We start from the raw sequence: 23,536 nt of genomic DNA on the forward strand, positions 1-23,536 counted from the left end.
AGCACAAACGAAAACCCCGGCATCGCTGCCGGGGTTTTGCAATTGTCGTCTGCGACGAAGCGTCGGACTTAGAAGTCCATGCCGCCCATGCCGCCGCCCGGAGGCATCGCGGGGCCGCCGGCGTTCTTCTTCGGCAGCTCGGCGACCATGGCTTCGGTCGTGATCAGCAGCGCAGCCACGGAGGCGGCGTTCTGGATCGCGGCGCGAACCACCTTGGTCGGGTCGATGATGCCCTTGGAGACCAGGTTGCCGTACTCGCCGGTCTGGCTGTCGAAGCCATAGGCGTACTGGTCCTTCTCCAGGATCTTGCCGACGATGACCGAGCCGTCCTCGCCCGCGTTGATCGCGATCTGGCGGGCCGGGGCGGAGAGCGCCTTGCGGACGATCTCGATGCCGGTCTTCTGGTCGTCGTTCTTGGTGCGCAGGCCCTTGAGCTGCTCGGACGCCCGGAGCAGGGCGACGCCGCCGCCCGGCAGGATGCCTTCCTCGACAGCCGCGCGGGTCGCATGCATCGCGTCATCCACGCGATCCTTGCGCTCCTTGACCTCGACCTCGGTCGCGCCGCCGACGCGGATCACCGCGACGCCGCCCGCGAGCTTGGCCAGACGCTCCTGCAGCTTCTCACGGTCGTAGTCCGAGGTGGTCTCCTCGATCTGCGCCTTGATCTGGTGCACGCGCGCCTCGATGTCGGCCTTCTTGCCGGCGCCGTTGACGATCGTGGTGTTCTCCTTGTCGATCATCACCTTCTTGGCGCGGCCGAGCATCGAGAGGTTGACGTTCTCGAGCTTGATGCCGAGATCCTCCGAGATCGCCTGGCCGCCGGTCAGGATCGCGATGTCCTGCAGCATGGCCTTGCGGCGATCGCCGAAGCCCGGCGCCTTGACGGCCGCGACCTTCAGGCCGCCACGCAGGCGGTTGACGACCAGGGTGGCGAGCGCCTCGCCCTCGACGTCCTCGGCGACGATGACCAGCGGCTTGCCGGTCTGCACCACGGCCTCGAGCAGCGGCAGCAGCTCGTTCAGCGACGACAGCTTCTTCTCGTTGATCAGGATGTAGGCGTCATCCATCTCGACGCGCATCTTGTCGGCGTTGGTGACGAAGTAGGGCGAGATGTAGCCGCGGTCGAACTGCATGCCCTCGACGACGTCGAGCTCGGTCTCGAGCGACTTGGCTTCCTCGACGGTGATGACACCCTCGTTGCCGACCTTCTTCATGGCGTCGGCGAGGAACTTGCCGATCTCGGCGTCGCCGTTGGCGGAGATGGTGCCGACCTGGGCGATCTCGTCGTTCGACGTGACCTTCTTGGAGTTCTTGACGAGGTCGGCAACGACCGCCTCGACCGCGAGGTCGATGCCGCGCTTCAGATCCATCGGGTTCATGCCGGCGGCAACCGCCTTGGCGCCTTCACGCACGATGGCCTGGGCCAGCACGGTCGCGGTGGTGGTGCCGTCGCCGGCCGCATCAGCGGACTTCGAGGCGACCTCGCGCACCATCTGCGCGCCCATGTTCTCGAACTTGTCGTCGAGCTCGATCTCCTTGGCGACGGTGACGCCGTCCTTGGTGATGCGCGGCGCGCCGAACGACTTGTCGAGGACGACGTTGCGGCCCTTCGGACCGAGCGTGACCTTGACGGCATTGGCGAGGATGTCCACGCCGCGCAGCATGCGGTCGCGAGCGTCGACGCCGAACTTTACGTCTTTTGCTGACATATTGGGTTTCCCTGAGTTGAATTGGTCGTCTCACCCTGGGCAGGGCGCCCGCAGGCGCTCCTCAGGGTGAGCGTTGAGCGGGTTGGCTTAGGCGGCCTTCTTCTTCGACGCGGTGTCGGTGAGCACGCCCATGATGTCGCTTTCCTTCATGATCAGCAGCTCGTGGCCGTCGATCTTGACCTCGGTGCCCGACCACTTGCCGAACAGCACGCGGTCACCGACCTGGACGTCGAGCGGGACCAGCTTGCCGCTCTCGTCGCGGGCGCCCGGGCCCACCGCGATCACTTCACCCTGCGAGGGCTTCTCCTTGGCCGAGTCGGGGATGATGATGCCGCCAGCGGTCTTCTCTTCGGCGTCGATGCGCTTGACCACGACGCGGTCGTGAAGCGGACGGAAAGCCATACAGTCCTCCTAAGCTATTGAGGCGATTGTCAGTTTCTGGGAATTTGGCAGTCGGCGCCGGCGAGTGCCAGCACGCAGGCTGGATTTAGGGGAGAGCATTCAGCCGGGCAAGGGCTTGTAGCAGAAAAATTAGCAGTCAACTGCGGGCTCTGCCAAAGCGTTCCGATAGCGTTAACGGAAGCGGAACGAACCATGAAACCCCGTATTAGCACCTGGGCTAAGTGGCTGCTAATGCAGCATTTTTCAACATGTCGTTAAACATTTAAGCTTGAGATGGGTTGAGGACATGCGTCACATTTCTAGGCAGTGAGCGCATCTTTGCCGGGTGGCTCCATCCCGGATGGCCACACGGACATGCGCTCCAGAAACGGAGGTTGGCATGGTGTCGAAGGTTGAGGTTTCCGAGGACTTTCGGAAACAGGTGCTGGGTTACGGGCTGACGACGGCGCAGATCCTGTATCGGATGCCGGACCATCGCTCGCTGCTGCAGACCTATGTCTGGCAGAACTACGACCTGTTTCCGAAATTCCCTGCGCTGCAGGACTTCCTGGCGTTCTGGCAGGAGAAGATCGAGGGGCCGCTGTATTCGGTCACGGTGGCGCATTCCAAGCTGATCAAGCCGGCCGAGCTGCGCGCTGTCGACGGCGTGTTCCGGCTGCATTGAGCTGACAGCCACCGCTGCCGCCTCATGACCGGTGTCATTCCGGGGCGCGCGAAGTGCGAGCCCGGAATCCATCGGGCGGCAGAACGCGCGGAGGAATGGATTCCGGGCTCGTGCTTCGCACGCCCCGGAATGACGACCTTTGTTGGAGCGGCTGCTGGGACTCTCCAATATGTGCTACCCTCGCGACGAGGATACGCAGGGAGAGCACCATGGCCACCAAGAGCCGGACGACCAAGCCCGCATCACGCGCCGCCGCCAAGTCAGCGGCGCTGAAGACCGGCAAGAGCAGCAAGGCGACGGCGAAGGCCGTTACGAGAACTAGCGCCAAGCCGCTGGCGAAGACGCCCGCCAAGCCGGGCCGGGCGGCTGCGCCCTCGGCGCGCAAGGCGCTGGCGAGCAAGGGGCGACCAGCGCCGGCGCCGCGCCGCCGCAAACAGAAGGTCGCGATCAGCCATCACCGCGAGGAGGACTTCAAGGCCGACGGCCTGCGCGCTTATGCCCATTACCGCGACCTCGGCATCGCCGACGCGACGCACGGTTTGGCGCGCGCGCATGTCATCCGCATGCTGCCGCCGTGCAATCCGCAGGAAGTCTCCAAGCTGCACACCCATGCGGTCGACTTCCAGATGGTCTATGTGCTCAAGGGCTGGGTGAAGAGCTACCTCGAAGGCGTCGGCGAGACGCTGATGCAGGAGGGCAGCTGCTGGACCCAGCCGCCGAAGATCCGGCACATGATCCTCGACTATTCCGACGACGTCGAGCTGCTGGAAGTGATCCTGCCGGCCGACTTCAAAACCGTCGAACTGTCGACGTAAAGCCGACAGAAATGGATGGAAACATTCGCGTGCGATGGACGGCGGTCCCATCGCGCGTGTGTGTTGACATCCGGTCTCGCGTCATTGGGACGGATGGGCCGGCGACGAATCCGTAAGACGTGTTCGCCGCGGGCTTGCGTAAAGGCGTACCCGTTCCGTTGCCGCGCTTCGTCGTCCAGTTCGCTCCCACGATCCCGCGCGCGCCTCGCACGCGCGCATCGACGCAGCCCCGCTTCGCCAGCGCGGGCGCCGGCTCGGCTTCAGGTGTAGGACATCGCGAGGACATCGACTGGCTGCGCGCCATCGCGGTGCTCTCCGTCGTCGCATTCCATTTCGAGGCGCCGGCGATCTTCGGCGGCTTCGTCGGCGTCGACATCTTCTTCGTCATCTCCGGCTACCTGATCACCGGCATCATCGCCGCGGAGATCGCGGCGGGCCGCTTCTCGTTCGTGCAATTCTACGAGCGGAGGGTGCGGCGGCTGCTGCCGGCGCTCTACGCCATGGTGGCGTTCGCGGCGCTTCCGGCGTCGCAGGACATGCTGGGCTCCGAGCGCGCCGAATTCTTCCGTTCCGCGGCCGCCGTCGTCACCTTCACCTCGAACGTCTTCTTCTGGCAGCAGTCGGGCTATTTCGACCACGCCGCGGTGGAGAAGCCGCTGCTGCACGCCTGGTCGCTCGCGGTCGAGGAGCAGTTCTATCTGGTGCTGCCGATCGTGGTCTGGGCCGTGTTGCTGATAGCGCGCGGCCGCAGGCTGGCGCTGACTTTCACGCTGGCGCTGCTGGCTGCCGGCTCGTTCGCGCTCTGTTTGCTGCTGATGCGCGAGGGCGCGTCCGCGAGCGCATTCTTCCTCAGCCCGCCGCGCGCCTGGGAATTCCTGCTCGGCAGCCTGGTCGCGATATCCGGCCTTCCCGCACCGCGGCCTGGTCTCGCCCGGCGCGGCGCCCGCGCGCTGTCGCTGCTGCTGATGGCCGTGCCGATTCTGGCGCTGCGCCCCGGACCGGGTTTCCCCGGCGTCGACGCGCTGGCGCCATGCCTCGGTGCCGCGCTGTTCCTGTGGAGCGGCGCCGGCGTGGCCAACGTGCCGCGTAGCCCGCTATCGCCGCTCGGCGTGGCGGCGTTCTTCGGCCGCATTTCCTATTCGCTGTATCTGTGGCACTGGCCGTTGTTCGCCTTCGCGCGCTTCGCCAAGCCCGGCCTCGCACTCGACGGCGGGGAGCGGGTGGCGTTGTTCGCGCTCACGGTCGCAGTCGCCACGCTGTCCTGGCGCTTCATCGAGCAGCCGTTCCGCCATCGCAAACTCGCAGCGACCCCGCGCGCGGCCTTCGGTCTTGCGGCGCTGGCAAGCCTGCTGCTGATGGCCGGCAGCGGCGTGGGTCTGTTGCGCGCCGGCGCCGTGTCGGACGCCGACCGCGCGGCGCAGCGGCTGGATGCCTACAACGCCTACGACATGAAGCCGGTCTATCGCTACGGCACCTGCTTCACGACGCCGGACGGGCGCGTGCCCGAGGATTGTCTCCGTCCAGTGCCTGGCAAGACCAATTTGCTGCTGTGGGGCGACAGCTTTGCCGCGCACTACTATCACGGCCTCAAGGCCGAGCTCGATCCGGACACCGTCAACATCATGCAGGCGAGCCAGCCCACCTGCATGCCGACCTTCAACGCGGAGACGCAGGGTGTGGCCGCCTGCCGCGCGCTGGCGGCCCAGATGCGCGACTACTTCGCGGCGCACCGGCCCGATCTGGTGGTGATGTCAGCAGATTGGCTCGAAGATGCCCGATCGCCGCGCTTTGCCGGAATGGTGCGCGACCTCAGGTCGACCCTGTCTCGGCTCAGTGATGCCGGCATTCCGGTGGTGCTGCTCGGCCCGTCCGTGCAATTCCGCGCGCGACTGCCGTCGATGCTGGCGCGCGCCACCTTGCGCGGCATGGCGCCGGATCCCGTGGCTTTCGTCCGCTCGGACATCTTCGCGCTGGATTCGGCCATGCAGGCGGGGCTGCCGAGTGGTGAGGGCTTTTCCTACGTTTCGATCCTGTCGGCGGTCTGCGAGAGCGGACGCTGTCCGCTCACGGTCGGCGACGTCCCGCTGTCGTTCGACCACGCGCATCTCACGGCGGCGGGCTCGCAGCTCGTGATGGCCCGGATCGCGCCGCTGCTTCTCCCGAAGACGACCGAGCTCAGCTCACGTCAGCAGGCCGACGATCGCGCCCATCAGGCAGGTGGTGAGGGTGCCCGAGACGATTGATTTCAGGCCGAGCGCGTTGATCTCGTCGCGCCGGGTCGGCGCCATGGTGCCGAGGCCGCCGATCATGATGCCGAGGCTGGCGAAGTTGGCGAAGCCGCACATCGCGTACAGCATGATCAGCCGCGCGCGCGGATCGAGCGCGCCTGCATCGAGCTTGGCCAGCTCGACATAGGCGATCAGCTCGTTCAGCACCGTCTTGGTGCCCATCAGGCTGCCGGCGGTGACGGCCTCCGACCACGGCAGGCCCATCAGCCAGCACACCGGCGCCATCACGAGGCCGAGCAGCCGCTGCAGCGAGATGTCGGCGCCGCCGATGGCGGGCAAGAGCGACAGGATCGCGTTGGCGAGATGCACCAGCGCGACCAGCACCAGCAGCAGCGCCACGATGTTCATCAAGAGTTCGAGCCCGGCGCTGGTGCCCTTGACGATCGCGTCCATGGTCGAGGTGGCCTGAGTCCCGGGATCGCCGAGCGCGCCGCCGGTGAGCTGCTTCGACGTCTCCGGCACCATGATCAGGCTGACCAGGATCGACGCCGGCGCGCCGAGCACCGAGGCGATGACGAAATGCGCGGCGGCATCCGGGATCAGTGGCGCCAGCAGCGTGGCGTAGAGCACCAGCACGGTGCCGGCGATGCCGGCCATGCCGCCGGTCATGACGAGAAACAATTCGCTGCGCGTCATCTGCGCCAGATACGGCCGGATGAACAGCGGCGCTTCGACCATGCCGAGGAAGACATTCGCGGCGGTCGACAGGCCGACCGCGCCGCCGACGCCGAGGGTGCGCTCCAGCAGCCAGGCCATGCCGCGCACCAAGGGCGGCAGCACGCGCCAGTAGAACAACAGCGTCGTGAGCACGCTCATGACCAGCACGATCGGCAGCGCCTGGAAGGCGAGCACGAAATCGGCGCCGGGCGCCTTCAGCTCGAAGGGCAGGGCGCCGCCGCCGACAAAGCCGAAGACGAAGGAGGTGCCGGCCCGGGAGGCCGACGAGATGGCGCCCACGACGTCGTTGATGGCGCCGAACGCGCGGGCGACCGCAGGCACCTTGAGCAGGACGATGGCCGTCACGAGCGTCACCACCAGCCCGAGCCCGGCCTGCTTCAACGACACCGCGCGCCGGTTTTCACCGAGCGCCCATGCGATCGCGAGCAGTGCGATTATCCCGAACGCCGATTGCAGCTGAAGCATCAGATCCCCCGAACCCCGTTTCATTATGGGCGCAGGGAACTGCCGCGTGCAATGCCGCGCGGCCATGCGGGGCCCGCGATTGACAAGCAGTGAGGGCTGCGTCACGCAGGCGCCATCATGTCGTCCACCGTCCCGATCGGCGCGCGCGATCTCTTGAAGCAAAGCGCGTTCCTGTTCTTCCTGTCGTCCCGCAGCCTGTCGCGCTTTGCGAGCCAGATCGCGGCGGTGGCGATCGGCTGGCAGATCTACGATCTGACCGGGCGCGCCTTCGATCTCGGCATGGTCGGGCTGATCCAGTTCCTGCCAACGGCACTGCTGGTGTTCGTCGCCGGCAGCGCCGCCGACCGATTCCAGCGCAAGCGCGTCGTGCAGCTCTGTCAGCTCGTCGAGGCGCTGACGGCGCTCTATCTGTGCTGGGGCGCTTACGCCGGTCAGCTCGGCGAATTCCAGCTATTCGCGGCCGTCTTCGTGCTCGGCATTGCCGGCGCCTTCGAAAGCCCGGCCACGGCGGCGCTGCTGCCGCTGATCGCGCCGTCCGGCACCTTGCAGCGGGCCAGCGCGCTGTCCAGCGGTGCAGCGCAGCTCGCGACCATCGCGGGGCCTGCGATCGGCGGCTTCGCCTATGCGGTCGCGCCCGGTGTGCCCTACGGCATCATGATGCTGTTCTGGATCGGAGGCATGGCCCTGACCGGCCTGATGCAGGTGCCTGATGACGTGCCGGCCGAGCGGCTCGAGGGCAGCAAGGACGATCTGTTCGCCGGCGTCCGCTTCATCCGCGCCAATCCGGCGATCCTTGGCACCATCTCGCTCGATCTGTTCGCGGTGCTGCTCGGCGGCGTCACTGCGCTGCTGCCGATCTACGCGCGCGATATCCTCGACACCGGGCCGTTCGGGCTCGGCGTGCTGCGCGCCGCGCCCGCGGTCGGCGCGCTGGCGATGACGGCGGTGCTGGCGCGCTACACCATTCGGCGGTGCGTCGGCCTGCGCATGTTCCAGGCGGTCATCGTGTTCGGTGCGGCGACGGTCGTGTTCGCCGTCTCGCATGCGATGTGGATCTCGGTCGCTGCGCTCGCCGTTCTCGGCGCCGCCGACACCGTCAGCGTCGTGATCCGCTTTTCGCTCGTTCAGCTCGCCACGCCCAACGAGATGCGCGGCCGCGTCGGCGCGGTGAACTTCCTGTTCATCAACGCCTCCAACCAGCTCGGCCAGTTCGAGAGCGGCGTCACCGCCGCGCTGCTAGGGGCCATGCCTGCCGCCATCCTCGGCGGCGTCGGCACCATCGCGATCGCGCTGGCGTGGATGAAGCTGTTTCCGGAGCTGCGGAAGGTGGAGCGGTTGGAGTAGGGCGAGCCGGCCGCGCTCTCTCCGTCATTCCGGGGCATCGCGCAGCGATGAGCCCGGAATCCATCACCATGAGACGTCGTGTGACGAAGATAAATGCCACATCCATCTCGCGCCACACCACCGCGTGTGGCTATGGATTCCGGGCTCGCGCTTCGCGCGCCCCGGAATGACGAGTGGAGAGAGCAGGGAGCGGGATCTGAAAGAAGTGATCACCCCCGTCCCACGAACGGCATCTTCGTCGCCATCACCGTGATGAACAGGACGTTGGCGTCGAGCGGCAGCGAGGCCATGTAGGCGACGGCGTCGCCGACGGCCTTCACGTCCATGCGCGGCTCCGGCATCATGCGGCCGTCGGGCTGCAGCACGCCGCCGACCATGCGCTCGGTCATCGGCGTCTCGGCGTTGCCGATGTCGATCTGGCCGACCGCGATGTCATAGGCGCGGCCGTCGAGGTTCGACGCTTTCGTCAGACCCGTGATCGCGTGCTTCGTCGAGGTGTAGGGCGAGGAGAACGGCCGCGGCGCGTGCGCCGAGATCGAGCCGTTGTTGATGATGCGGCCGCCGCGCGGCGATTGATCCTTCATGATGCGGAAGGCGTGCTGCGTGCACAGGAACGGCGCAGTGAGGTTGGTCGCCACCACCGACTGCCATTGCTGCAGGGTGAGGTCCTCGAATGGCACCGGTGGCGCGCCCATGCCGGCATTGTTGAACAGCACGTCGAGCCGGCCGTAGGTCGACTTTACGGTGTCGAACAGCGCCGCGATCGAGGCGGGGTCCATCATATCGGCGGAGACGGGGAGGCTCATGCCGGCTGGGCCGAGCTTGGCGGTCTCCTCCAGCATCTCCTTGCGGCGGCCGGCCAGCACCACGGTGAAGCCGGAGTTCATCAACGCGAGCGATGCGGCGCGGCCGACCCCCGTGCCTGCGCCTGTCACCAGCGCGATCTTCTTTGCCGCTTCAGCCATGTTTCCTCACCTTCAGTTCAAGTGTTTTGCAGTTTCAGTGTTTTGACTCGCTCTGAGTCTTATAGGGCGGCCTTGGAATGTTGTTATGCGCAGCGCGCAGGGCCGCCGACCAGCGCGAGCGGAGATCGTGGAAATAGGGCTCGCCGGCCTCGATGCGATGATTGAGGTCGGCCTCGCAGGCCTCCGCGCGCACCACCAGGACGTCGATCGGCAGGCCGACGCCGAGATTGGAGCGCATCGTCGAGTCCATCGAGATCAGGCCCGTCTTCAGCGCCTCGTAGAGCTCGACGTCGTAATGCATGGCGCGGTCGAGCACCGGCTTGCCGTATTTGTGCTCGCCGATCTGCAGATAGGGCGTGTCGGTGGTGCATTCGATGAAGTTGCCGGCGGTGTAGACCATGAACAGCCGCATCCGCGAGCCCTTGATCTGGCCGCCGAACAGGAACGAGACGTCGAACGAGATGTCCTCGGCCTTCAGGGCCGGCCCTTCGGTGGCGTGCACCATGCGGATCGCCTTGCCGATACGCTGCGCTGCCTGGAACATGGTCGGCGCATTCATCAGCGTCTCCACCTCGCCGGTGTCGGGGTCTTCCATCCCTTCGGTCAAGGTCGATAGGACGGACTGGCTGATGGCGAGATTGCCGGCGCTGGCGACCGCCACGATGCGCTCGCCCGGGTTGGAGAAGATGTGCAGCTTGCGGAAGGTCGAGACGTTGTCGAGACCGGCATTGGTTCGGGTGTCCGCGATCATGACGAGGCCGTCACGCACCAGAATTCCGCAGCAATAGGTCATCTCAGTCCCCTCGAGCCATTGCGCGAATTACTAGCGAAAATCGGCCTCCCGTCCACCCCCGCCAATGTCGAAGCCGGGATGAGTGGTCGCTCCACAAAAGGTCGTCATTCCGGGGCGGAGCGAAGCGACGAGCCCGGAATCCATCCCTCCGTGCATTCTGCCGCCCGATGGATTCCGGGCTCGCGCTTCGCGCGCCCCGGAATGACACCATGGGTGGAGCGCGCGTTCCAGAATTCAGGACTGCCGCTGCGACTGGGATTGCGACGGACCGCCGCGGCCGACCTGCTCGACCTTCACTTTCACGGTGAGCGTCTCGGTGCCGCCGCCATAGCGTGTGCCGCGCACCGGCGCCGCACCGAGATAATCGAGCCCGATCGCGACCCGGACATGAGCGTCGGTGGTGCAGATGCAGTTGGCGGCGTCGAAACCGACCCAGCCGAGATCCGGTACATAGACTTCCGCCCAGGCATGGCCGGCCTCCTGGTGCACTGCACCATCGGAACGCAGGAAGTGGCCGGATACGAAACGCGCGGGGATGCCGGCGGCGCGCGCGCAGGCGATGAAGATATGCGCATAGTCCTGGCAGACGCCGCGCTTCAGCACAAAGGCTTCCGCCGCCGAGGTGCCGCTGTGGGTCGGATCCTCGTCGAAGGTCATGTGCTCGTAGACCTGCATCATCAGCGTGTGCAGGAGGCCGAGTACGTCGCTCTCCGACTCGGCGCGCAGATCGCGCACGACAGCAGCCATGGCCGCATTTGCGGCCGTGAGCGGCGTCTGCCGGAGGAAGAAGCTGGGCGGGAAGCGCTCGTCCGCTCCCTTCAGCACGCCGCCGGTGTCGTGGGTCTCGACCAGGCCTTCGGCCGTGATCGTGAGGTCCTCGAGCGCGCCGTGGGTGATCACATGGGTGACGTTGCCGAATGCGTCCTCGTGCATGTCGAGGCGGGAATCGGTCGACACGTCGATCTGCCACTCCGCCACATATTGGCCGTCATTGCTGCCGGGCGTCATGCGGATGATCTGGATCGCGCCGGTCGCCGCCGGCTCGTAGCGGTAGGTGGTGGAATGGGAGATACGCAGGCGCATGGCGGTCGACCAGTCTTCGTCAGATGTACTGTCCGCGGTAGCTCGTTTCACCTCTCCCTGAAAGGGGGAAGGAGGATCCCTCGGGCGGAGGGCAGGGGGCCGGGTGCCGGACGTGGTCTCGCAGTCACAGTCCGACGGCCGCCCATCGCCGTATTCGCCGCGCTCCAGGCGCTCAGATCAGATACTGCTTGGTGATGATCTCTCCGAGCCGTGAATTGTCGGCGATGAACTCCTGGATGAACTCGTGCACGCCGCGCTGGAAGATGTCGTCCATGTTGGAGTGGTCGAGCCGGTTGCGGACGCCGCGGGCATGGCGCTGCGCGGCCCCCTGGCGGCCATAGGCGACGCCGATCTGGTCGAGATTGCGGACGAGGTTGCCGTAGCAGCTTGCCAGCGAGCGCGGCAGCGTGTCGTTGAGGATTAGCAGGTCCGCGATCAGCCAGGGCTTCAGCGTCTCGCGATAGACCCAGTGATAGGCCGTGAGCGCCGAGACCGAACGCAGGATCGAGGTCCACTGATAATAGTCCAGCGGGCCGCCGACATGCTCCTCCTCGGGCAGCAGCACGTGATATTTGACGTCGAGGATGCGGGCGGTGTTGTCGGCGCGCTCCAGATGCAGGCCGAGCCGCGAGAACCAATAGGCGTCGTTGCGCAGCATGGTCCGGTAGGCCGAGCCGTCGAAGCGCAGCGAGGTCTCCTGCACGAAGCGCAGGAAGCGCGCCAGCTCCTCGCGCGTCTTGGTGCCCTTGCTCCAGACCTCCTGGAGCTCGATCCAGGAGCCGTTGAGGGTGTCCCACATCTCCGACGTCAGCGCCGTCCGCACCGAGCGGGCGTTGAGGCGGGCGGCCTCGATGCAGTTCTTGATCGAGGACGGGTTCGACTGGTTGAACGAGAGATATTCGACGACGTTCTGCTCGTTGGCCTCGGAGTAATGCTCGTAGAAGCTGACATTGACGCCGGCGGTCATCAGCGCCGATTCCCACTCATTGGTCTTGCCGATATAGGCCGCGGGAAGCGCCGTGACGCGCAGGGTGGCGTCGATGGTGCGGGCGAGGTACTCGGCGCGCTCGACGTAGCGGGCCAGCCAGTACAGGTTTTCGGCGGTGCGCGACAGCATGGGCAATCTATGAGGTGCGATGTGAACCCGCCCCGGCGAGGGGGAAGGCATGCACGGGAACGAAGCGCGTGAAGCGAGGGCGGCGAGGCTTACTCATCCAGCACCCATGTGTCCTTGGTGCCGCCGCCCTGGCTGGAATTCACCACCAGCGAGCCTTCCTTCAGCGCCACGCGGGTGAGGCCGCCGGGCACGATGGTGGTGCGGTCGCGTCCCGTCAGCACGAACGGGCGCAAATCGACATGGCGCGGCGCCAGGCCAGACGCGACGCAGGTGGGGCAGGTCGAGAGCGCCAGCGTCGGCTGCGCGATGAAGCCCTCCGGCTCGCGCTTCAGCTTGTCGCGGAACGCCTCGATGGTCGCCTTGGTCGCGGCCGGGCCGATCAGCATGCCGTAGCCGCCCGAGCCGTGCACCTCCTTGACGACGAGCTCGCCGAGATGGTCGAGCACGTAGGACAGATCCTGCGGCTCGCGGCAGCGCCAGGTCTGCACGTTCTTCAGGATCGGCTCCTCGCCGAGATAGAACTTCACGACATCGGGCATGTAGGAGTAGATCGCCTTGTCGTCGGCGATGCCGGTGCCGACCGCGTTGGCGAGCGTCACGTTGCCGGCGACATAGGCCGACATCAGGCCGGGCACGCCGAGCGCCGAATCCGGGCGGAAGGTGAGGGGGTCGAGGAAGTCGTCGTCGACGCGGCGGTAGATCACGTCGACCCGCTTCAGCCCCTCGGTGGTGCGCATGAACACCTCGTCGTTCTTGACGATGAGGTCGCGGCCCTCGACCAGCTCGATGCCGAGCTTGTCGGCCAGGAACGAGTGCTCGTAATAGGCGGAGTTGTAGATGCCCGGTGTCATCAGCGCCACCGTCGGCTCGGCCGAGGCGCTGAGCGGCGCCACCGAGCGCAACGCCGACAGCAATTCGTCCGGATAGCGCTCGACCGGCGCGACGCGGTGGCGCGCGAACAGGTCCGGAAACAGCCGCATCATGATCTCGCGGTTTTCCAGCATGTAGGACACGCCCGACGGCGTGCGCGCGTTGTCCTCGAGCACGATGAAGTCGTTGGCGTCGACGCGGACGATGTCGATGCCGGCGATATGGACGTAGACGTCGTGCGGCACGTCCTGGCCGTTCATCTCCGGGCGGAACACCGGGTTCTGGAAGATCAAGTCATCCGGGATGACGTTGGCGCGGAGGATGTCCCGGCCATGATAGATGTCGCGCAGGAACATGTTCAGCGCCTTGACGCGCTGCTTCAGCCCCTTCTCCAGCAGGGTCCATTCCTTGCCCGAGAGGATGCGCGGAATGACGTCGAACGGGATCAGCCGCTCCTGCGCCTCCGCCTCGCCGTAGACCGCGAAGGTGATGCCGATTCGCCGGAACAGCAGCTCCGCCTCGTGGCGGCGATACTCCAGCGCCTCCGGCGGCGTTTCCTTCAGCCACCGCGACAGCTCCTGATAAGCCTGACGGACCTCGCCGCCCGGCCCGTTCATTTCGTCGAACGCAACTGCCATAGATGCCCGTGTGTCCCAGCCTCGCCATACACTGCATGACTCCTCGGGATGGTAGCAAGGGGCGGGCCAGCGCGATATGCATTCTCCTGCGGCATTTCGTGGGGGGTGCGAAGGCCGTGCCCGAAAAACCGGCTGCGTGGTGCTCAAATCCGCGGCATAGACTGCGACGTTCCGGATGACATTGGCGCCGTGGCGGGCCAAAAGAGACGACAGATGCGAGGAGAAACCATGAGCGAGATCGTCACCGCGGGGTTGCTGGTCATCGGCGACGAGATCCTGTCCGGCCGCACCAAGGACAAGAACATCGGCTTCATCGCCGAATACCTGACCAATCTGGGCATCGACCTCAAGGAGGTCCGGGTGGTCTCGGACGACGAGCCGGACATCATCGCGGCGCTCGATGCGCTGCGGCACCGCTACACCTATGTGTTCACGACCGGCGGCATCGGTCCGACCCATGACGACATCACCGCGGATGCGATCGCCAAGGCGTTCGGCGTCGGCATCGACCACCATCCCGAGGTGGTGGCGCGCTTCCGCGAGCGCTGGAGCGAGCAGGAGCTCAACGAGGCGCGGCTGCGCATGGCGCGCATCCCCGACGGCGCCGAGCTGATCCAGAGCGCCACCATCCTGGCGCCCGGCTTCAAGCTCGGCAACGTCATCGTCATGGCCGGCGTGCCGTCGATCATGCAGGCGATGATGGACATCGTCGCGCCGAAGCTGAAATCGGGCGTGCGCATGCTGTCGGAGACCGTGCGCGCCAATGCCCGCGAGGGCGATATCGGCGGCCCCCTGCGCGAGATCGCCAAGGCGCACCCCGAGACCATCATCGGCAGCTATCCCTTCATCGACGAGGACCAGAAGCCGAACACGCATCTGGTGGTGCGCTCGCGCGACCAGGACAAGCTGTCGGCCGCGATGGCGGCCGTGAAGGAGATGCTCGCCGGGCTGAATGTGACGCGCTAAAGCAGGTGCAGCTTTCGAGAACTCACGGACGAGATGAGATGCCAGACAAGACTTTGAGTGCAGAGGAGCGCGCAGGCCGGGCCTTCCCGGTGTCCTGGGACCAGTTTCATCGCGATTGCCGGGCGCTGACCTGGCGGCTGAACGAGATCGGGCCGTTTCATGCCGTCGTGGCCATCACCCGCGGCGGACTGGTGCCGGCGGCGATCGTGGCGCGCGAGCTTGGCGTGCGCGTCATCGATACGATCTGCATCGCGAGCTATGACCACACCAAGCAGGGCGAGCTGCAGGTCCTGAAGGGCATCTCGGCCGACACGGCGCAACTCGGCGGCGGCACCGGCAAGGGGCTCCTGATCGTCGATGATCTCGTCGATACCGGCAAGACCGGACGCATGGTCCGCGAGATCCTCCCCGACGCCCATTTCGCCACCGTCTACGCCAAGCCGAAGGGCCGGCCGCTGGTCGACACCTTCATCACCGAGGTGTCGCAGGACACCTGGATCTTCTTCCCCTGGGACACCGCGCTGTCGTTCGCGCCGCCGCTGCGCGACGGGGCGGCGTAAGCCCGGAGAGTGGCGAATAGGGAGTAGCGAATAGGGAATTCGGGTGGGCGAGGCGTTCGCTATTCGCTACTCCCCATTCGCTATTCGCCAGCCGAAGGCTCGCCATGCCGCTGCAGAACCGCGTCACGCCGATGGGCGATATCGTCGCCGCGCCGCATCGCGGCCTCTTCACCGGAAATCGCGGCATCATCCACGACCCCGCGACGAAGACGCTGCTGAACCGGCGCTGGTCGAGTCCCGCCTGGCTGGTCTGCCTGTGCGAGTTTCGCGGCAAGCGCCGCAAGGTCATGGCAACGCAAAGCTGGACCGAGCTGTTCTTCCTTGACGAGGCGACCGCGCTCGCCGCCGGTCATCGCCCCTGCTTCTACTGCCGCCGCGACGACGCCAAGAGGTTTCGTGCGGCGTGGGAGGAGGGCAACGGCGTCGGGGCACTGCGCATCTCCGAGATTGATCGCGTGCTCCATCGCGAGCGCCTCGATCGCGGTCGCAAGCGCCTGCATCCGCTGCCGACGCCGCTCGCCGCCTTGCCTGACGGGGCCATGGTGCAGGCAGGCGAGGAGAGCTTTCTGATCCGAAAAGGCAGGGCGCTGCCCTGGTCGGCGGCGGGCTATGACGCGCCACGCGCAGGGATCACCGACGCGTTGCTGCTGACCCCGCCCTCGACGCTGCGCGCGATCAAGGCGGGCTACGCGCCGGTGCTGCATCCGAGCGCGATGACCTGACCGTCGGGTGATCGGGGCGCCGTGCGGATGTGCCGCGCGGAGTTCCGCGCGTCACCACGTGTAGCGCACGATGCCCTTGCCGGCGTAGCTGCGGGTCACATCCGAGAACTCGCCCTCGAAGCTCGCGGCGGCCGACCAGCCATTCCGCCACTTCATTTCAGCGGAGACCGTGGTCAGCGCTGAATTCTGCGCCTGCCGCGCGCCGTTGACGACGAAGGATGCGCCCGGAAGGGTCTGGAACGTGGCCCCGGCCGACCGGCTGGGGTTGAAGTCATAGGCCCAGGCGAAGCGGCTGCGCAGCGTGAAAACGCCATCAGCCAGCGCATAGGCCTTGTCGGTGCGCAGGCCCAGCTCCGACCGCGTATCGGTGACGTTCTGCGATCCAAAGCGCAGCGCGAAGGTATTGGCGCCGGAGACCGCATTCTCCGCATAGCCCGGCAGGCTGAACGTCGTGAACTGCGCCGCGGCGTAGGGCGTGATCCCGAACCCCATCCAGGGCGACACGAAGCGATAGCCGCCCTCGACCCGGCCGGCAAAGGTGTTGGCGTCGAAGTTGGCGCGCAGCTGGTCAACGCCGGCCACGGTCACGGTGCGGTTGGTGGTGATGTTCTGCCAGCCATAGGCCAATGCCGCGGAGATATAGGCCGGGCCGACAGTGTGCCGGACGAAGGCGCCGGCCTGGAACAGGTCGGACCGGCCGCTGCCGCCATTGGCGACGCTGAACGTGGTGCCGCCGCCGGCCATCGAGAACCCGGCGATCGTGGACGGCGAGAAGCGGTAGTCGGCGCCGACGGCCGTGCCGTAGATGTTGCTGGTGGTATTGTTGGACCCGAGCGCGGTGTTGCCATCAGTGGTCTGCGAGCCGCCGAAGCCGGCTGCCCACACGCTCCAGCCCGGCCTGACCACGGGCGCGGCCGGCGCCTTGGTGTAGATCGCGGCCAGCGCGTCGTTCGGATTGCGCTTGGACGCAAAAGCAAGCGTCTCCTCCGCGTAGCCGATCGCGCCGCTGGGCGCAGAGCCCTGGTCGCCGCGGCCGCCGATGAACGGATCGGTCATGACGCCCATGAATTGCGTCATCGCATTGAACGTCGTCTGCTGCGAGCCGGTCGCGGTCTCGCCCGAGATCTGCGTCAGCCCCGCTGGCGTCAGCCCGGTGAAGACGACGGGAATGCTGCCGTTCGTGTTGAAGTAGTTGCTGAGCGCGTTGCTGACGTTCTGCTGGTTGATGTTCCCCGACGAGCTCATCGTCAGATTGAGGAAGGCGTTGTTGGCGTCGTAGCTCAACGTCGCGCTGAAGCCCGCCGGCAGGTTGGTGTTGGTGACGCCGCCGAAGGTGCCGCTGACGCCGCCGGTGGCGGTGAGAATGGTGTATTGCTTGGAGATGTAGCTGCCGTTTGCGAAGGTCGCGGTGACGGCGGCGCCCCCGAGCGTCGCAGTGCCGGTGACGGTGGCGAACGACGCCGTGCTCGGATTCACCTGCACCAGGTATTGCGCGCCCGACTGGAACGCGAGGTTGCCGACGATAGCCATGGAGGACGCCGGGGTGCCGTTGCCCGGCGCGAACGAACCTGAGATCGTCGCGTTGGCGCCGGTGACGGTGCCATCTCCGCTCAGCGTGCCGAACGTCTTGTTGAAGCCGTTGAGATCCAGCGTGGCGCCGGACAGCACGCTGAACACCGTGCTGGCGCCGAACGCGCCGGCCGAGCCCGCGCGCAGCGTACCGGCGTCGACATTGGTCGCGCCGGTGTAGGTGTTGGTGCCCGAGAGCAGCAGGATGCCGCCGCCCGCCTTCACCAGGGTGCCGGCGGAGGCGCCGTCGCCGACGATGCCTTGCAACGTGGTCGTGGTCGCGCCGGCTACGTCGATCGTCGACAGCCCGGCAATCTTGAAGTCGCGGCCGTTGGCGAACGTCGTCGTGCCGGTGACCGCCAAAGTGCCGCCATTGGAAATGATCACGTCGTTGGCGACGTTGCCGAGATTGGCGGTGGCGCCGACCGAGAGCGTGCCGGCGCTGATGTTGACGTTGCCGGTGAACGTATTGGTCGCCGACAGCACCAACGTGCCGATGCCGGTCTTGTTGATCGCCGTGTTGACGCCGCCGGTCGTCAGTCCGGTGCCGCCGATGGAGTCGCCGTAGGTCACGGTGCCGCCGGACACGCTGATATTGGCCGTCACGCCGCTCAGGAAGATGCCGGCGCCCTGCGCTGCACCGGCCGCTGCCGAAAACCCGTTGATGGCGCTTGGCCCGATGCCGATGCCGGGGGTGCCGGCGGCGCCACCGGTGACGGTGTTGCCCGAAATCGGCGAGTCGAGAATCGTCAGCGTGCCGCCGGTGGCGACATAGATGGCGCCGCCATTGGCTGCGCCGCCATTGCCGCCGGCGCCGCCGTCGGAGCCGGGCCCAGGCCCGCCCGCGCCGCTGGCATTCGTCGCGCCGTCGCCGCCGGTGCCGCCGTTGCCGCCATTGGCGTTGCCGGTGCCGCCCGGATTGTTGTTGGTGTAGGTGTTGCTGTTGGTGGTGCCTGAGCCGCCGCCGCCACCGCCGCCGTCGCCGAGCGCGGCGCCCGCGGTGCCGGCCGTGCCTTGCGTGCCGGTATGTCCGCCGGTGCCGCCCGCGCCGCCGCCGCCGCTGGCACCGCCGTTGTTCGCGGCACCGCCCGCGCCGCCGTTGCCGCCATTCACCGGGTCGGCCGCCGCATTCTGTGCGCTGCCGCCATTGCCGCCGGCGCCACCGGTGGCGCTGTTGCTGGTGAAGGTCACCGCGGCGATCGTGACGTTGGCGCCGCTGCCGACCAGCAGGCCGCCGCCGGCACCGAGACCGCCACCGCCGCCGCCGCCGGAGCCATAGGCCAGGCCGCCGCTATAATAGCCGTTCTGGCCGTTCTGGCCGTTGCCGCCGATCGCGGCCGTGTTGGTGATCGCCAGGCTGGAGATGTTCACGGTCGGCGCGTTGGCACCGTTGACGACGATGCCCTGAAACGAGGAGGCGCCGTTGATCGTCTGGCCGTTGCCGGTGATGTTCACCGTGACGTTGCTGTTGGCGGCCTGCAGTTGCGCAAGCGAGCTCGACAGCGTGAAGCCGCTGGTGATGTTGATGGTGACGGTCGAGTTGGCGCCGGCGGCCGCGACCGCTGCCACCGCCGTATTCCAGTCGGTCTGGTTGGCGACGTCGATCGCCAGGGCCTGGGTGCTCAACATGGTGCCCGCAAGAAGAACCGAGAGGGTCAGCCAGCGCCGCGACTTCGGCGCAGCAAACATCGTTCTCGCAAGGCAAGCCATTGCATTCCCCAATAATGAAAGCGGAGGTCAGATACGAATTGGATTAAGCAGCAAAAAATTCACGCCACACTTGTGGCCAAGAAATGAAATGTTAGGACACATACTGTCAAGCGCAGCAAAGACACACAGCGTCGGGAATGTTGTGCGTCTGGTATTTTGCTACCAAGGATAGATTTTCCCCATCCGGCGACCGTGATCGATGATCGCTGCGATCTGCCGCAAAACACAGAGCAGTGCATATGAAAGGCTGACGTGGCCATCGCGGCGGTCGTGCAGGGGCAGCAAAGGCGCGGCCGTGCTGTTGCGGCGAATCGCGCGTGGTGAGGCCGTGCTCACCTCGGATGCGCTCTTACTTTGATTCCAGGCCCGTGTGCGTGTCGCCTCCCGGCGCGATCGCGATTGAGCCAGGGCCCCGAGCGCGATGCCTTGGGGGGCGGCGAGCCGTCGACGCCCTTGCCTCGGGTCTGACCTGACATCTGAGTCAGGCAAACCTTTGCCGTGCCAGCTTTGCGCCGGTGCCGAGCGCCATCAGCTTGGCCTCGGCGATCTCGCGCCGCATCGGCGCCATGCCGCAATTGGTGGTGGCGATGATGTTCTCCTTCGGCACCACCTTCATGACGTCCTCGAGGGTCTTGCAGACGTCCTCGGCGGTCTCGATCGCGTCGCTGGCGACGTCGATGACGCCGGCCTGCACGATCTTGTTCTTGAGCAGGCCGAGCAGCTCGATCGGCACCTTCGAATTGCGGCATTCGACGGCGACCTGCTGGATGGTGCTGGCGTCGATGACCGGGAAGGTCTCCTCATACTGCCGCCACTCGCCGCCCAGCGTCTCCTTCCAGTCGGTGTTGGCCTTGATGCCGTAGCCGTAGCAGATGTGCACGGCAGTCGGGCAGGTCAGCCCTTCGGCGGCGCGCTCCAACGCCTTGATGCCCCAGTCGCGCACCTCGTCCATGTAGACGTTGAAAGCGGGCTCGTCGAACTGGATCATGTCGATGCCGTCGTCGTGCAGCGCCTTGGCCTCCTGGTTCAGCAGCTCGGCGAAGGCGAACGCCATCTTCACACGGTCGCCGTAGTAATTGTCGGCGATGGTGTCGATGATGGTCATCGGTCCGGGCAGCGTGAACTTCAGCGCGCGCGTGGTGTGCGTGCGCGCGATCCGCGCCTCGTCGCCATGGACGCGGCCCTTCAGCGACAGCGGCGCCACCACCTGCGGTACCATCGCCTTGTAGCGGTCCTTGCGGATGCCCATCTCGACCTTGTGGGCGAAGTCGATGCCCTCGACACGTTCCAGGAAACCGTGCACGAAATGCTGGCGCGACTGCTCGCCCTCGGTGAGGATGTCGATGCCGGAATCCTCCTGCAGCTTCAGCGCCAGGATCGTCGCATCGCGCTTGGCACGCGCCAGCTCCTCGCCCTTCGACTTCCACGGAGCCCACAGCACGTTGGGCTCGGCCAGCCATTCCGGCTTCGGCAGCGAGCCTGCGATGGTCGATGGAAACAGCATGGTCGAACTCTCCAGCATAAAGGCGGTCAGGCTTGAGCGCCTGTCTGCCATGGCTTACCCTTCAGGTACAGAAGAACGAAGCCGCCTCGCGTGTTCCGCAGCGCGGCATAATGGTCCGGGGAAGGAATCGTGGAAGGATGATCGATCTCCATTATGCGCCGACGCCGAACGGCTGGAAGATCTCGATCATGCTCGAGGAACTCGGGCTGCCCTGTACCGTCATTCCCGTCGACATCCGCGCCGGCGACCAGTTCAAGCCGGAGTTCCTGGCGATCAGCCCGAACAACCGGATTCCCGCGATCGTCGATCACGCGCCGGCCGACGGCGGCGCGCCGTTCCCGGTGTTCGAGACCGGTGCCATCCTGATCTATCTCGCCGACAAGACCGGCCGTTTCCTGCCGCAGGAGACGCGGGCGCGCTCGCGTGTCATCCAATGGGTGATGTGGCAGATGGCCGGACTGGGACCGATGATGGGGCAGCACGGCCATTTCGCGCTCTATGCGGCTGAGAAGATCCCTTACGCGATCCAGCGCTACCGCGACGAGGTGGCCAGGCTGTTCCACGTGCTCGACGTGCAGCTCGGCAAGACCGGCGCCTATGTCGCCGGCGACGACTATTCGATCGCGGACATCGCCTGCTTTCCCTGGATGATGACGCACAAGGCCCAGGGATTCACGCTCGACGACTATCCCGACATCAAGCGCTGGTACGCGGACCTGCGCGCGCGGCCCAAGCTGCAGGCGGGGCTGGCGATCGGCAAGTTCGTCAAGGAGCCGTTCAACGAGCAGTCGCGTCATGTGATGTTCGGCGCGCGCGCGAAGGAGATGACGGGGCGGTCGTGAGCGAGCTCCGCGGCATCGCGAGGAGCATGGGGATCAGCCATCCAGACCGTATGTTGCAGCCCCTGGATTGCTTCGTCGCTACGCTCCTCGCAATGACGGAAAGAGTGGTTTGCACCAACTCTCTCCGTCATTGCGAGCGAAGCGAAGCAATCCAGGGCCACGACCACACTCCGGATTTTTGCGCGCGCAAAGGCGAACTTATCGAGACCTTGAGGAAACACACATGATCGAATTCTTCTTCGACTGCTCCAGCCCCTGGACCTATCTTGCCTTCCACAACATCCAACCGCTCGCGCAAGAATTCGGCGTCGACATCGTCTGGCGGCCGATCCTGGTCGGCGGCATCTTCAACACCGTCAATCCCAGCGTCTATGCGCAGCGCGAGAAGCCGGTGCCGGCCAAGGCGGCCTACACGCTGAAGGACCTCGACGACTGGTCCCGCTCGGCCGGGCTCAAGATCAAGATGCCGCCATCGGTGTTTCCGGTGAACAGCGTCAAGGCGATGCGCGGCTGCATCTGGCTGGGCCAGGACATGGTGCCGTTCGCACGGGCCGTGTTCGAGATCTATTGGGGGGAGGACCAGGACATCTCGCAGGATGCGGTGCTGACCGAGGTGTGCCGGCGCGTCGGCGTCGATCCGAAGGCGTTCTTCGATGGGATCGCGCAGCAGGGCATCAAGGACCAGCTGCGCATCAACACCGAGGAGGTCGTCAAGCGCGGCGGCTTCGGCTCGCCGACCATCTTCCTCGACGTGACCGACATGTATTTCGGCAATGATCGGCTGCCGCTGATCCGCGAGGCGCTGGCGCGGGCGAAGGGGCGCGCCTGATGCCGCGTGCGATCGTCTGCCGCGAGCTCGGTCCGCCGGAGACGCTGCGGCTGGAGGCCCTACCGCCGCGCTCACTCGGTGACGGCGAGGTGCGAGTGAAGATCCGCGCTGCCGGCATCAACTTTCCGGACATCCTGATGGCGGCCGGCGAGTATCAGCTCAAGCCTGAGCTGCCGTTCACGCCCGGCGTCGAGGCCGCCGGTGACGTCGTCGAAACCGGGGCCGCCGTGACCGGCCGCGCCGTCGGCGACAAGGTGATCGTCCGCATGCGCTTCGGCGCCTATGCGGAGGAGGCGGTGGTTGCGGCCAGCCAGCTCACGCCGCTGCCGTCGACTTTCGACTACGCGGAAGGCGCGACCTATCTCGCCGGCCACGGCACCGCTCATCACGCCCTGGTCGATCGCGGCCAGCTCAAGCCCGGCGAGACGCTGCTGGTGCACGGCGCCGGCGGTGGCGTCGGCCTCGCCGCCGTCGAGATCGGCAAGCTGCTCGGCGCAACGGTGATCGCGGCGGCGTCGTCGGAGGAGAAGCTCGCGGTGGCACGCGCGCGTGGCGCCGATCATCTCATTCTGTATTCACGCGGGCCGTTCCGCGACGCCGTCAAACACATCACCGATGGCCGCGGCGTCGACGTCGTGTTCGATCCCGTCGGCGGCGAGGTGTTCGAGAACAGCGTGCGCTGCATCGCCTGGGGCGCGCGGCTGCTGGTGATCGGCTTCACCGGCGGCATCGGGCTCGCACGCACCAATCTGATCCTCATGAAGGGCGCAAGCGTGCTCGGCGTTCGCGCCGGCGAGGCGGTGCGGAAGGATCCCGAGCTGGGCGAGCGACGGATGGCTGCACTGCTCGCGTTCGCCGAGCAAGGCAAGCTGCGTCCCAACGTCTCCCACCGCGTGCCGTTCGACAATTACGCATCGGCGATGCGGCTTTTGATCGATCGCAAGGCCATCGGACGCGTCGCGCTGGTGATGGATTAGTTGGCAGGCGTCTGCCCAAAAATTCG

At 66.3% G+C, this 23,536-nt stretch carries 20 protein-coding genes; 10 read left to right on the forward strand and 10 right to left on the reverse strand.

What is annotated here, in order from left to right; genetic code table 11:
- Positions 1–68 precede the first annotated feature (68 nt).
- Both groL and groES read right to left on the reverse strand, forming a co-directional pair.
- Positions 69–1,709, reverse strand: a complete 1,641-nt coding sequence (gene groL, locus QW863_RS06890; protein ID WP_315767500.1) for a chaperonin GroEL — start codon at positions 1,707–1,709, stop codon at positions 69–71.
- Between the two features lie 87 nt (positions 1,710–1,796).
- On the reverse strand, positions 1,797–2,111 hold the full coding sequence (gene groES / locus QW863_RS06895; RefSeq protein WP_315714736.1) for a co-chaperone GroES: 315 nt from the start codon (positions 2,109–2,111) through the stop codon (positions 1,797–1,799).
- Between the two features lie 379 nt (positions 2,112–2,490).
- Between groES and QW863_RS06900 the strand changes: the two genes are divergently transcribed.
- The 3 genes from QW863_RS06900 (at position 2,491) to QW863_RS06910 (ending at position 5,833) form a co-directional block, all read left to right on the forward strand.
- Positions 2,491–2,775 (forward strand): usg protein, encoded by a 285-nt coding sequence (locus tag QW863_RS06900; RefSeq protein WP_315714735.1) that lies wholly within the window; start codon positions 2,491–2,493, stop codon positions 2,773–2,775.
- A gap of 209 nt (positions 2,776–2,984) precedes the next feature.
- On the forward strand, positions 2,985–3,590 hold the full coding sequence (locus QW863_RS06905; RefSeq protein WP_315749404.1) for a cupin: 606 nt from the start codon (positions 2,985–2,987) through the stop codon (positions 3,588–3,590).
- Between the two features lie 158 nt (positions 3,591–3,748).
- Entirely contained in the window at positions 3,749–5,833 is a 2,085-nt protein-coding gene (locus QW863_RS06910) for an acyltransferase family protein (RefSeq protein WP_315767502.1), read from the forward strand.
- Here QW863_RS06910 and QW863_RS06915 read toward each other — a convergent pair.
- A complete protein-coding gene (locus tag QW863_RS06915) occupies positions 5,771–7,021 on the reverse strand; it encodes a NupC/NupG family nucleoside CNT transporter (protein WP_315767504.1) in 1,251 nt (416 codons plus the stop codon). The genes QW863_RS06910 and QW863_RS06915 overlap by 63 nt on opposite strands.
- Positions 7,022–7,138: 117 nt before the next feature.
- Between QW863_RS06915 and QW863_RS06920 the strand changes: the two genes are divergently transcribed.
- Positions 7,139–8,365, forward strand: coding sequence for an MFS transporter (locus QW863_RS06920; RefSeq protein ID WP_315714731.1), 1,227 nt, complete (start codon positions 7,139–7,141; stop codon positions 8,363–8,365).
- Positions 8,366–8,574: 209 nt separating this feature from the next.
- Here the strand turns inward: QW863_RS06920 and QW863_RS06925 are convergent, their stop codons facing one another.
- From QW863_RS06925 to QW863_RS06945, 5 genes are all read right to left on the reverse strand, one after another.
- A complete protein-coding gene (locus tag QW863_RS06925; protein ID WP_315714730.1) occupies positions 8,575–9,330 on the reverse strand; it encodes an SDR family oxidoreductase in 756 nt (251 codons plus the stop codon).
- A 34-nt stretch (positions 9,331–9,364) separates the two neighbouring features.
- Positions 9,365–10,123, reverse strand: a complete 759-nt coding sequence (locus QW863_RS06930; protein ID WP_315714729.1) for a peptidase — start codon at positions 10,121–10,123, stop codon at positions 9,365–9,367.
- Between the two features lie 234 nt (positions 10,124–10,357).
- Positions 10,358–11,206 (reverse strand): transglutaminase family protein, encoded by an 849-nt coding sequence (locus QW863_RS06935; RefSeq protein WP_315714728.1) that lies wholly within the window; start codon positions 11,204–11,206, stop codon positions 10,358–10,360.
- A gap of 172 nt (positions 11,207–11,378) precedes the next feature.
- Positions 11,379–12,323 carry an alpha-E domain-containing protein gene (locus QW863_RS06940; protein ID WP_315714727.1) on the reverse strand — a complete coding sequence of 315 codons (945 nt, stop codon included), beginning with the start codon at positions 12,321–12,323 and terminating at the stop codon, positions 11,379–11,381.
- Between the two features lie 89 nt (positions 12,324–12,412).
- A complete protein-coding gene (locus tag QW863_RS06945) occupies positions 12,413–13,831 on the reverse strand; it encodes a circularly permuted type 2 ATP-grasp protein (RefSeq protein ID WP_315714726.1) in 1,419 nt (472 codons plus the stop codon).
- Between the two features lie 228 nt (positions 13,832–14,059).
- On the opposite strand from QW863_RS06945, the gene QW863_RS06950 reads away from it, so the two are divergent.
- The 3 genes from QW863_RS06950 (at position 14,060) to QW863_RS06960 (ending at position 16,079) form a co-directional block, all read left to right on the forward strand.
- Positions 14,060–14,797: a competence/damage-inducible protein A gene (locus QW863_RS06950; RefSeq protein ID WP_315714725.1), complete on the forward strand. Its 738-nt coding sequence runs from the start codon at positions 14,060–14,062 to the stop codon at positions 14,795–14,797.
- 38 nt (positions 14,798–14,835) lie between these two features.
- Positions 14,836–15,357 carry a xanthine phosphoribosyltransferase gene (gene gpt, locus QW863_RS06955; protein ID WP_315714724.1) on the forward strand — a complete coding sequence of 174 codons (522 nt, stop codon included), beginning with the start codon at positions 14,836–14,838 and terminating at the stop codon, positions 15,355–15,357.
- A 104-nt stretch (positions 15,358–15,461) separates the two neighbouring features.
- Positions 15,462–16,079, forward strand: a complete 618-nt coding sequence (locus tag QW863_RS06960) for a hypothetical protein (protein ID WP_315714723.1) — start codon at positions 15,462–15,464, stop codon at positions 16,077–16,079.
- Between the two features lie 51 nt (positions 16,080–16,130).
- Here QW863_RS06960 and QW863_RS06965 read toward each other — a convergent pair whose 3' ends face one another.
- Together QW863_RS06965 and QW863_RS06970 are read right to left on the reverse strand one after the other, a co-directional pair.
- Positions 16,131–19,337, reverse strand: coding sequence for an autotransporter domain-containing protein (locus QW863_RS06965; protein WP_315714722.1), 3,207 nt, complete (start codon positions 19,335–19,337; stop codon positions 16,131–16,133).
- Between the two features lie 502 nt (positions 19,338–19,839).
- Positions 19,840–20,862 (reverse strand): methionine synthase, encoded by a 1,023-nt coding sequence (locus QW863_RS06970; protein WP_315714721.1) that lies wholly within the window; start codon positions 20,860–20,862, stop codon positions 19,840–19,842.
- A gap of 137 nt (positions 20,863–20,999) precedes the next feature.
- Here QW863_RS06970 and QW863_RS06975 point away from each other — a divergent pair, with 137 nt between their 5' ends.
- The 3 genes from QW863_RS06975 (at position 21,000) to QW863_RS06985 (ending at position 23,510) form a co-directional block, all read left to right on the forward strand.
- Positions 21,000–21,704: a glutathione binding-like protein gene (locus tag QW863_RS06975; protein ID WP_315714720.1), complete on the forward strand. Its 705-nt coding sequence runs from the start codon at positions 21,000–21,002 to the stop codon at positions 21,702–21,704.
- Positions 21,705–21,927: 223 nt separating this feature from the next.
- Positions 21,928–22,533 carry a 2-hydroxychromene-2-carboxylate isomerase gene (locus QW863_RS06980; RefSeq protein ID WP_315714719.1) on the forward strand — a complete coding sequence of 202 codons (606 nt, stop codon included), beginning with the start codon at positions 21,928–21,930 and terminating at the stop codon, positions 22,531–22,533.
- On the forward strand, positions 22,533–23,510 hold the full coding sequence (locus QW863_RS06985) for an NADPH:quinone oxidoreductase family protein (RefSeq protein ID WP_315714718.1): 978 nt from the start codon (positions 22,533–22,535) through the stop codon (positions 23,508–23,510). Before QW863_RS06980 ends, QW863_RS06985 begins: the two co-directional genes overlap by 1 nt.
- Positions 23,511–23,536: the final 26 nt, after the last annotated feature.

Source organism: Bradyrhizobium sp. SZCCHNR1017 (assembly GCF_032381375.1).
GTDB lineage: Bacteria > Pseudomonadota > Alphaproteobacteria > Rhizobiales > Xanthobacteraceae > Bradyrhizobium.

What these genes read in the sequence shown, in the direction of transcription:
- groL (WP_315767500.1), bottom strand. Translation starts at nt 1,709, where the DNA reads ATGTCAGCAAAAGACGTAAAGTTCGGCGTCGACGCTCGCGACCGCATG.
- QW863_RS06900 (WP_315714735.1), top strand. Translation starts at nt 2,491, where the DNA reads ATGGTGTCGAAGGTTGAGGTTTCCGAGGACTTTCGGAAACAGGTGCTG.
- QW863_RS06985 (WP_315714718.1), top strand. Translation starts at nt 22,533, where the DNA reads ATGCCGCGTGCGATCGTCTGCCGCGAGCTCGGTCCGCCGGAGACGCTG.
- QW863_RS06935 (WP_315714728.1), bottom strand. Translation starts at nt 11,206, where the DNA reads ATGCGCCTGCGTATCTCCCATTCCACCACCTACCGCTACGAGCCGGCG.
- QW863_RS06945 (WP_315714726.1), bottom strand. Translation starts at nt 13,831, where the DNA reads ATGGCAGTTGCGTTCGACGAAATGAACGGGCCGGGCGGCGAGGTCCGT.
- groES (WP_315714736.1), bottom strand. Translation starts at nt 2,111, where the DNA reads ATGGCTTTCCGTCCGCTTCACGACCGCGTCGTGGTCAAGCGCATCGAC.
- QW863_RS06975 (WP_315714720.1), top strand. Translation starts at nt 21,000, where the DNA reads ATGATCGATCTCCATTATGCGCCGACGCCGAACGGCTGGAAGATCTCG.
- gpt (WP_315714724.1), top strand. Translation starts at nt 14,836, where the DNA reads ATGCCAGACAAGACTTTGAGTGCAGAGGAGCGCGCAGGCCGGGCCTTC.
- QW863_RS06925 (WP_315714730.1), bottom strand. Translation starts at nt 9,330, where the DNA reads ATGGCTGAAGCGGCAAAGAAGATCGCGCTGGTGACAGGCGCAGGCACG.
- QW863_RS06965 (WP_315714722.1), bottom strand. Translation starts at nt 19,337, where the DNA reads ATGTTTGCTGCGCCGAAGTCGCGGCGCTGGCTGACCCTCTCGGTTCTT.
- QW863_RS06980 (WP_315714719.1), top strand. Translation starts at nt 21,928, where the DNA reads ATGATCGAATTCTTCTTCGACTGCTCCAGCCCCTGGACCTATCTTGCC.
- QW863_RS06905 (WP_315749404.1), top strand. Translation starts at nt 2,985, where the DNA reads ATGGCCACCAAGAGCCGGACGACCAAGCCCGCATCACGCGCCGCCGCC.
- QW863_RS06940 (WP_315714727.1), bottom strand. Translation starts at nt 12,323, where the DNA reads ATGCTGTCGCGCACCGCCGAAAACCTGTACTGGCTGGCCCGCTACGTC.
- QW863_RS06915 (WP_315767504.1), bottom strand. Translation starts at nt 7,021, where the DNA reads ATGCTTCAGCTGCAATCGGCGTTCGGGATAATCGCACTGCTCGCGATC.
- QW863_RS06950 (WP_315714725.1), top strand. Translation starts at nt 14,060, where the DNA reads ATGAGCGAGATCGTCACCGCGGGGTTGCTGGTCATCGGCGACGAGATC.
- QW863_RS06920 (WP_315714731.1), top strand. Translation starts at nt 7,139, where the DNA reads ATGTCGTCCACCGTCCCGATCGGCGCGCGCGATCTCTTGAAGCAAAGC.
- QW863_RS06960 (WP_315714723.1), top strand. Translation starts at nt 15,462, where the DNA reads ATGCCGCTGCAGAACCGCGTCACGCCGATGGGCGATATCGTCGCCGCG.
- QW863_RS06970 (WP_315714721.1), bottom strand. Translation starts at nt 20,862, where the DNA reads ATGCTGTTTCCATCGACCATCGCAGGCTCGCTGCCGAAGCCGGAATGG.
- QW863_RS06930 (WP_315714729.1), bottom strand. Translation starts at nt 10,123, where the DNA reads ATGACCTATTGCTGCGGAATTCTGGTGCGTGACGGCCTCGTCATGATC.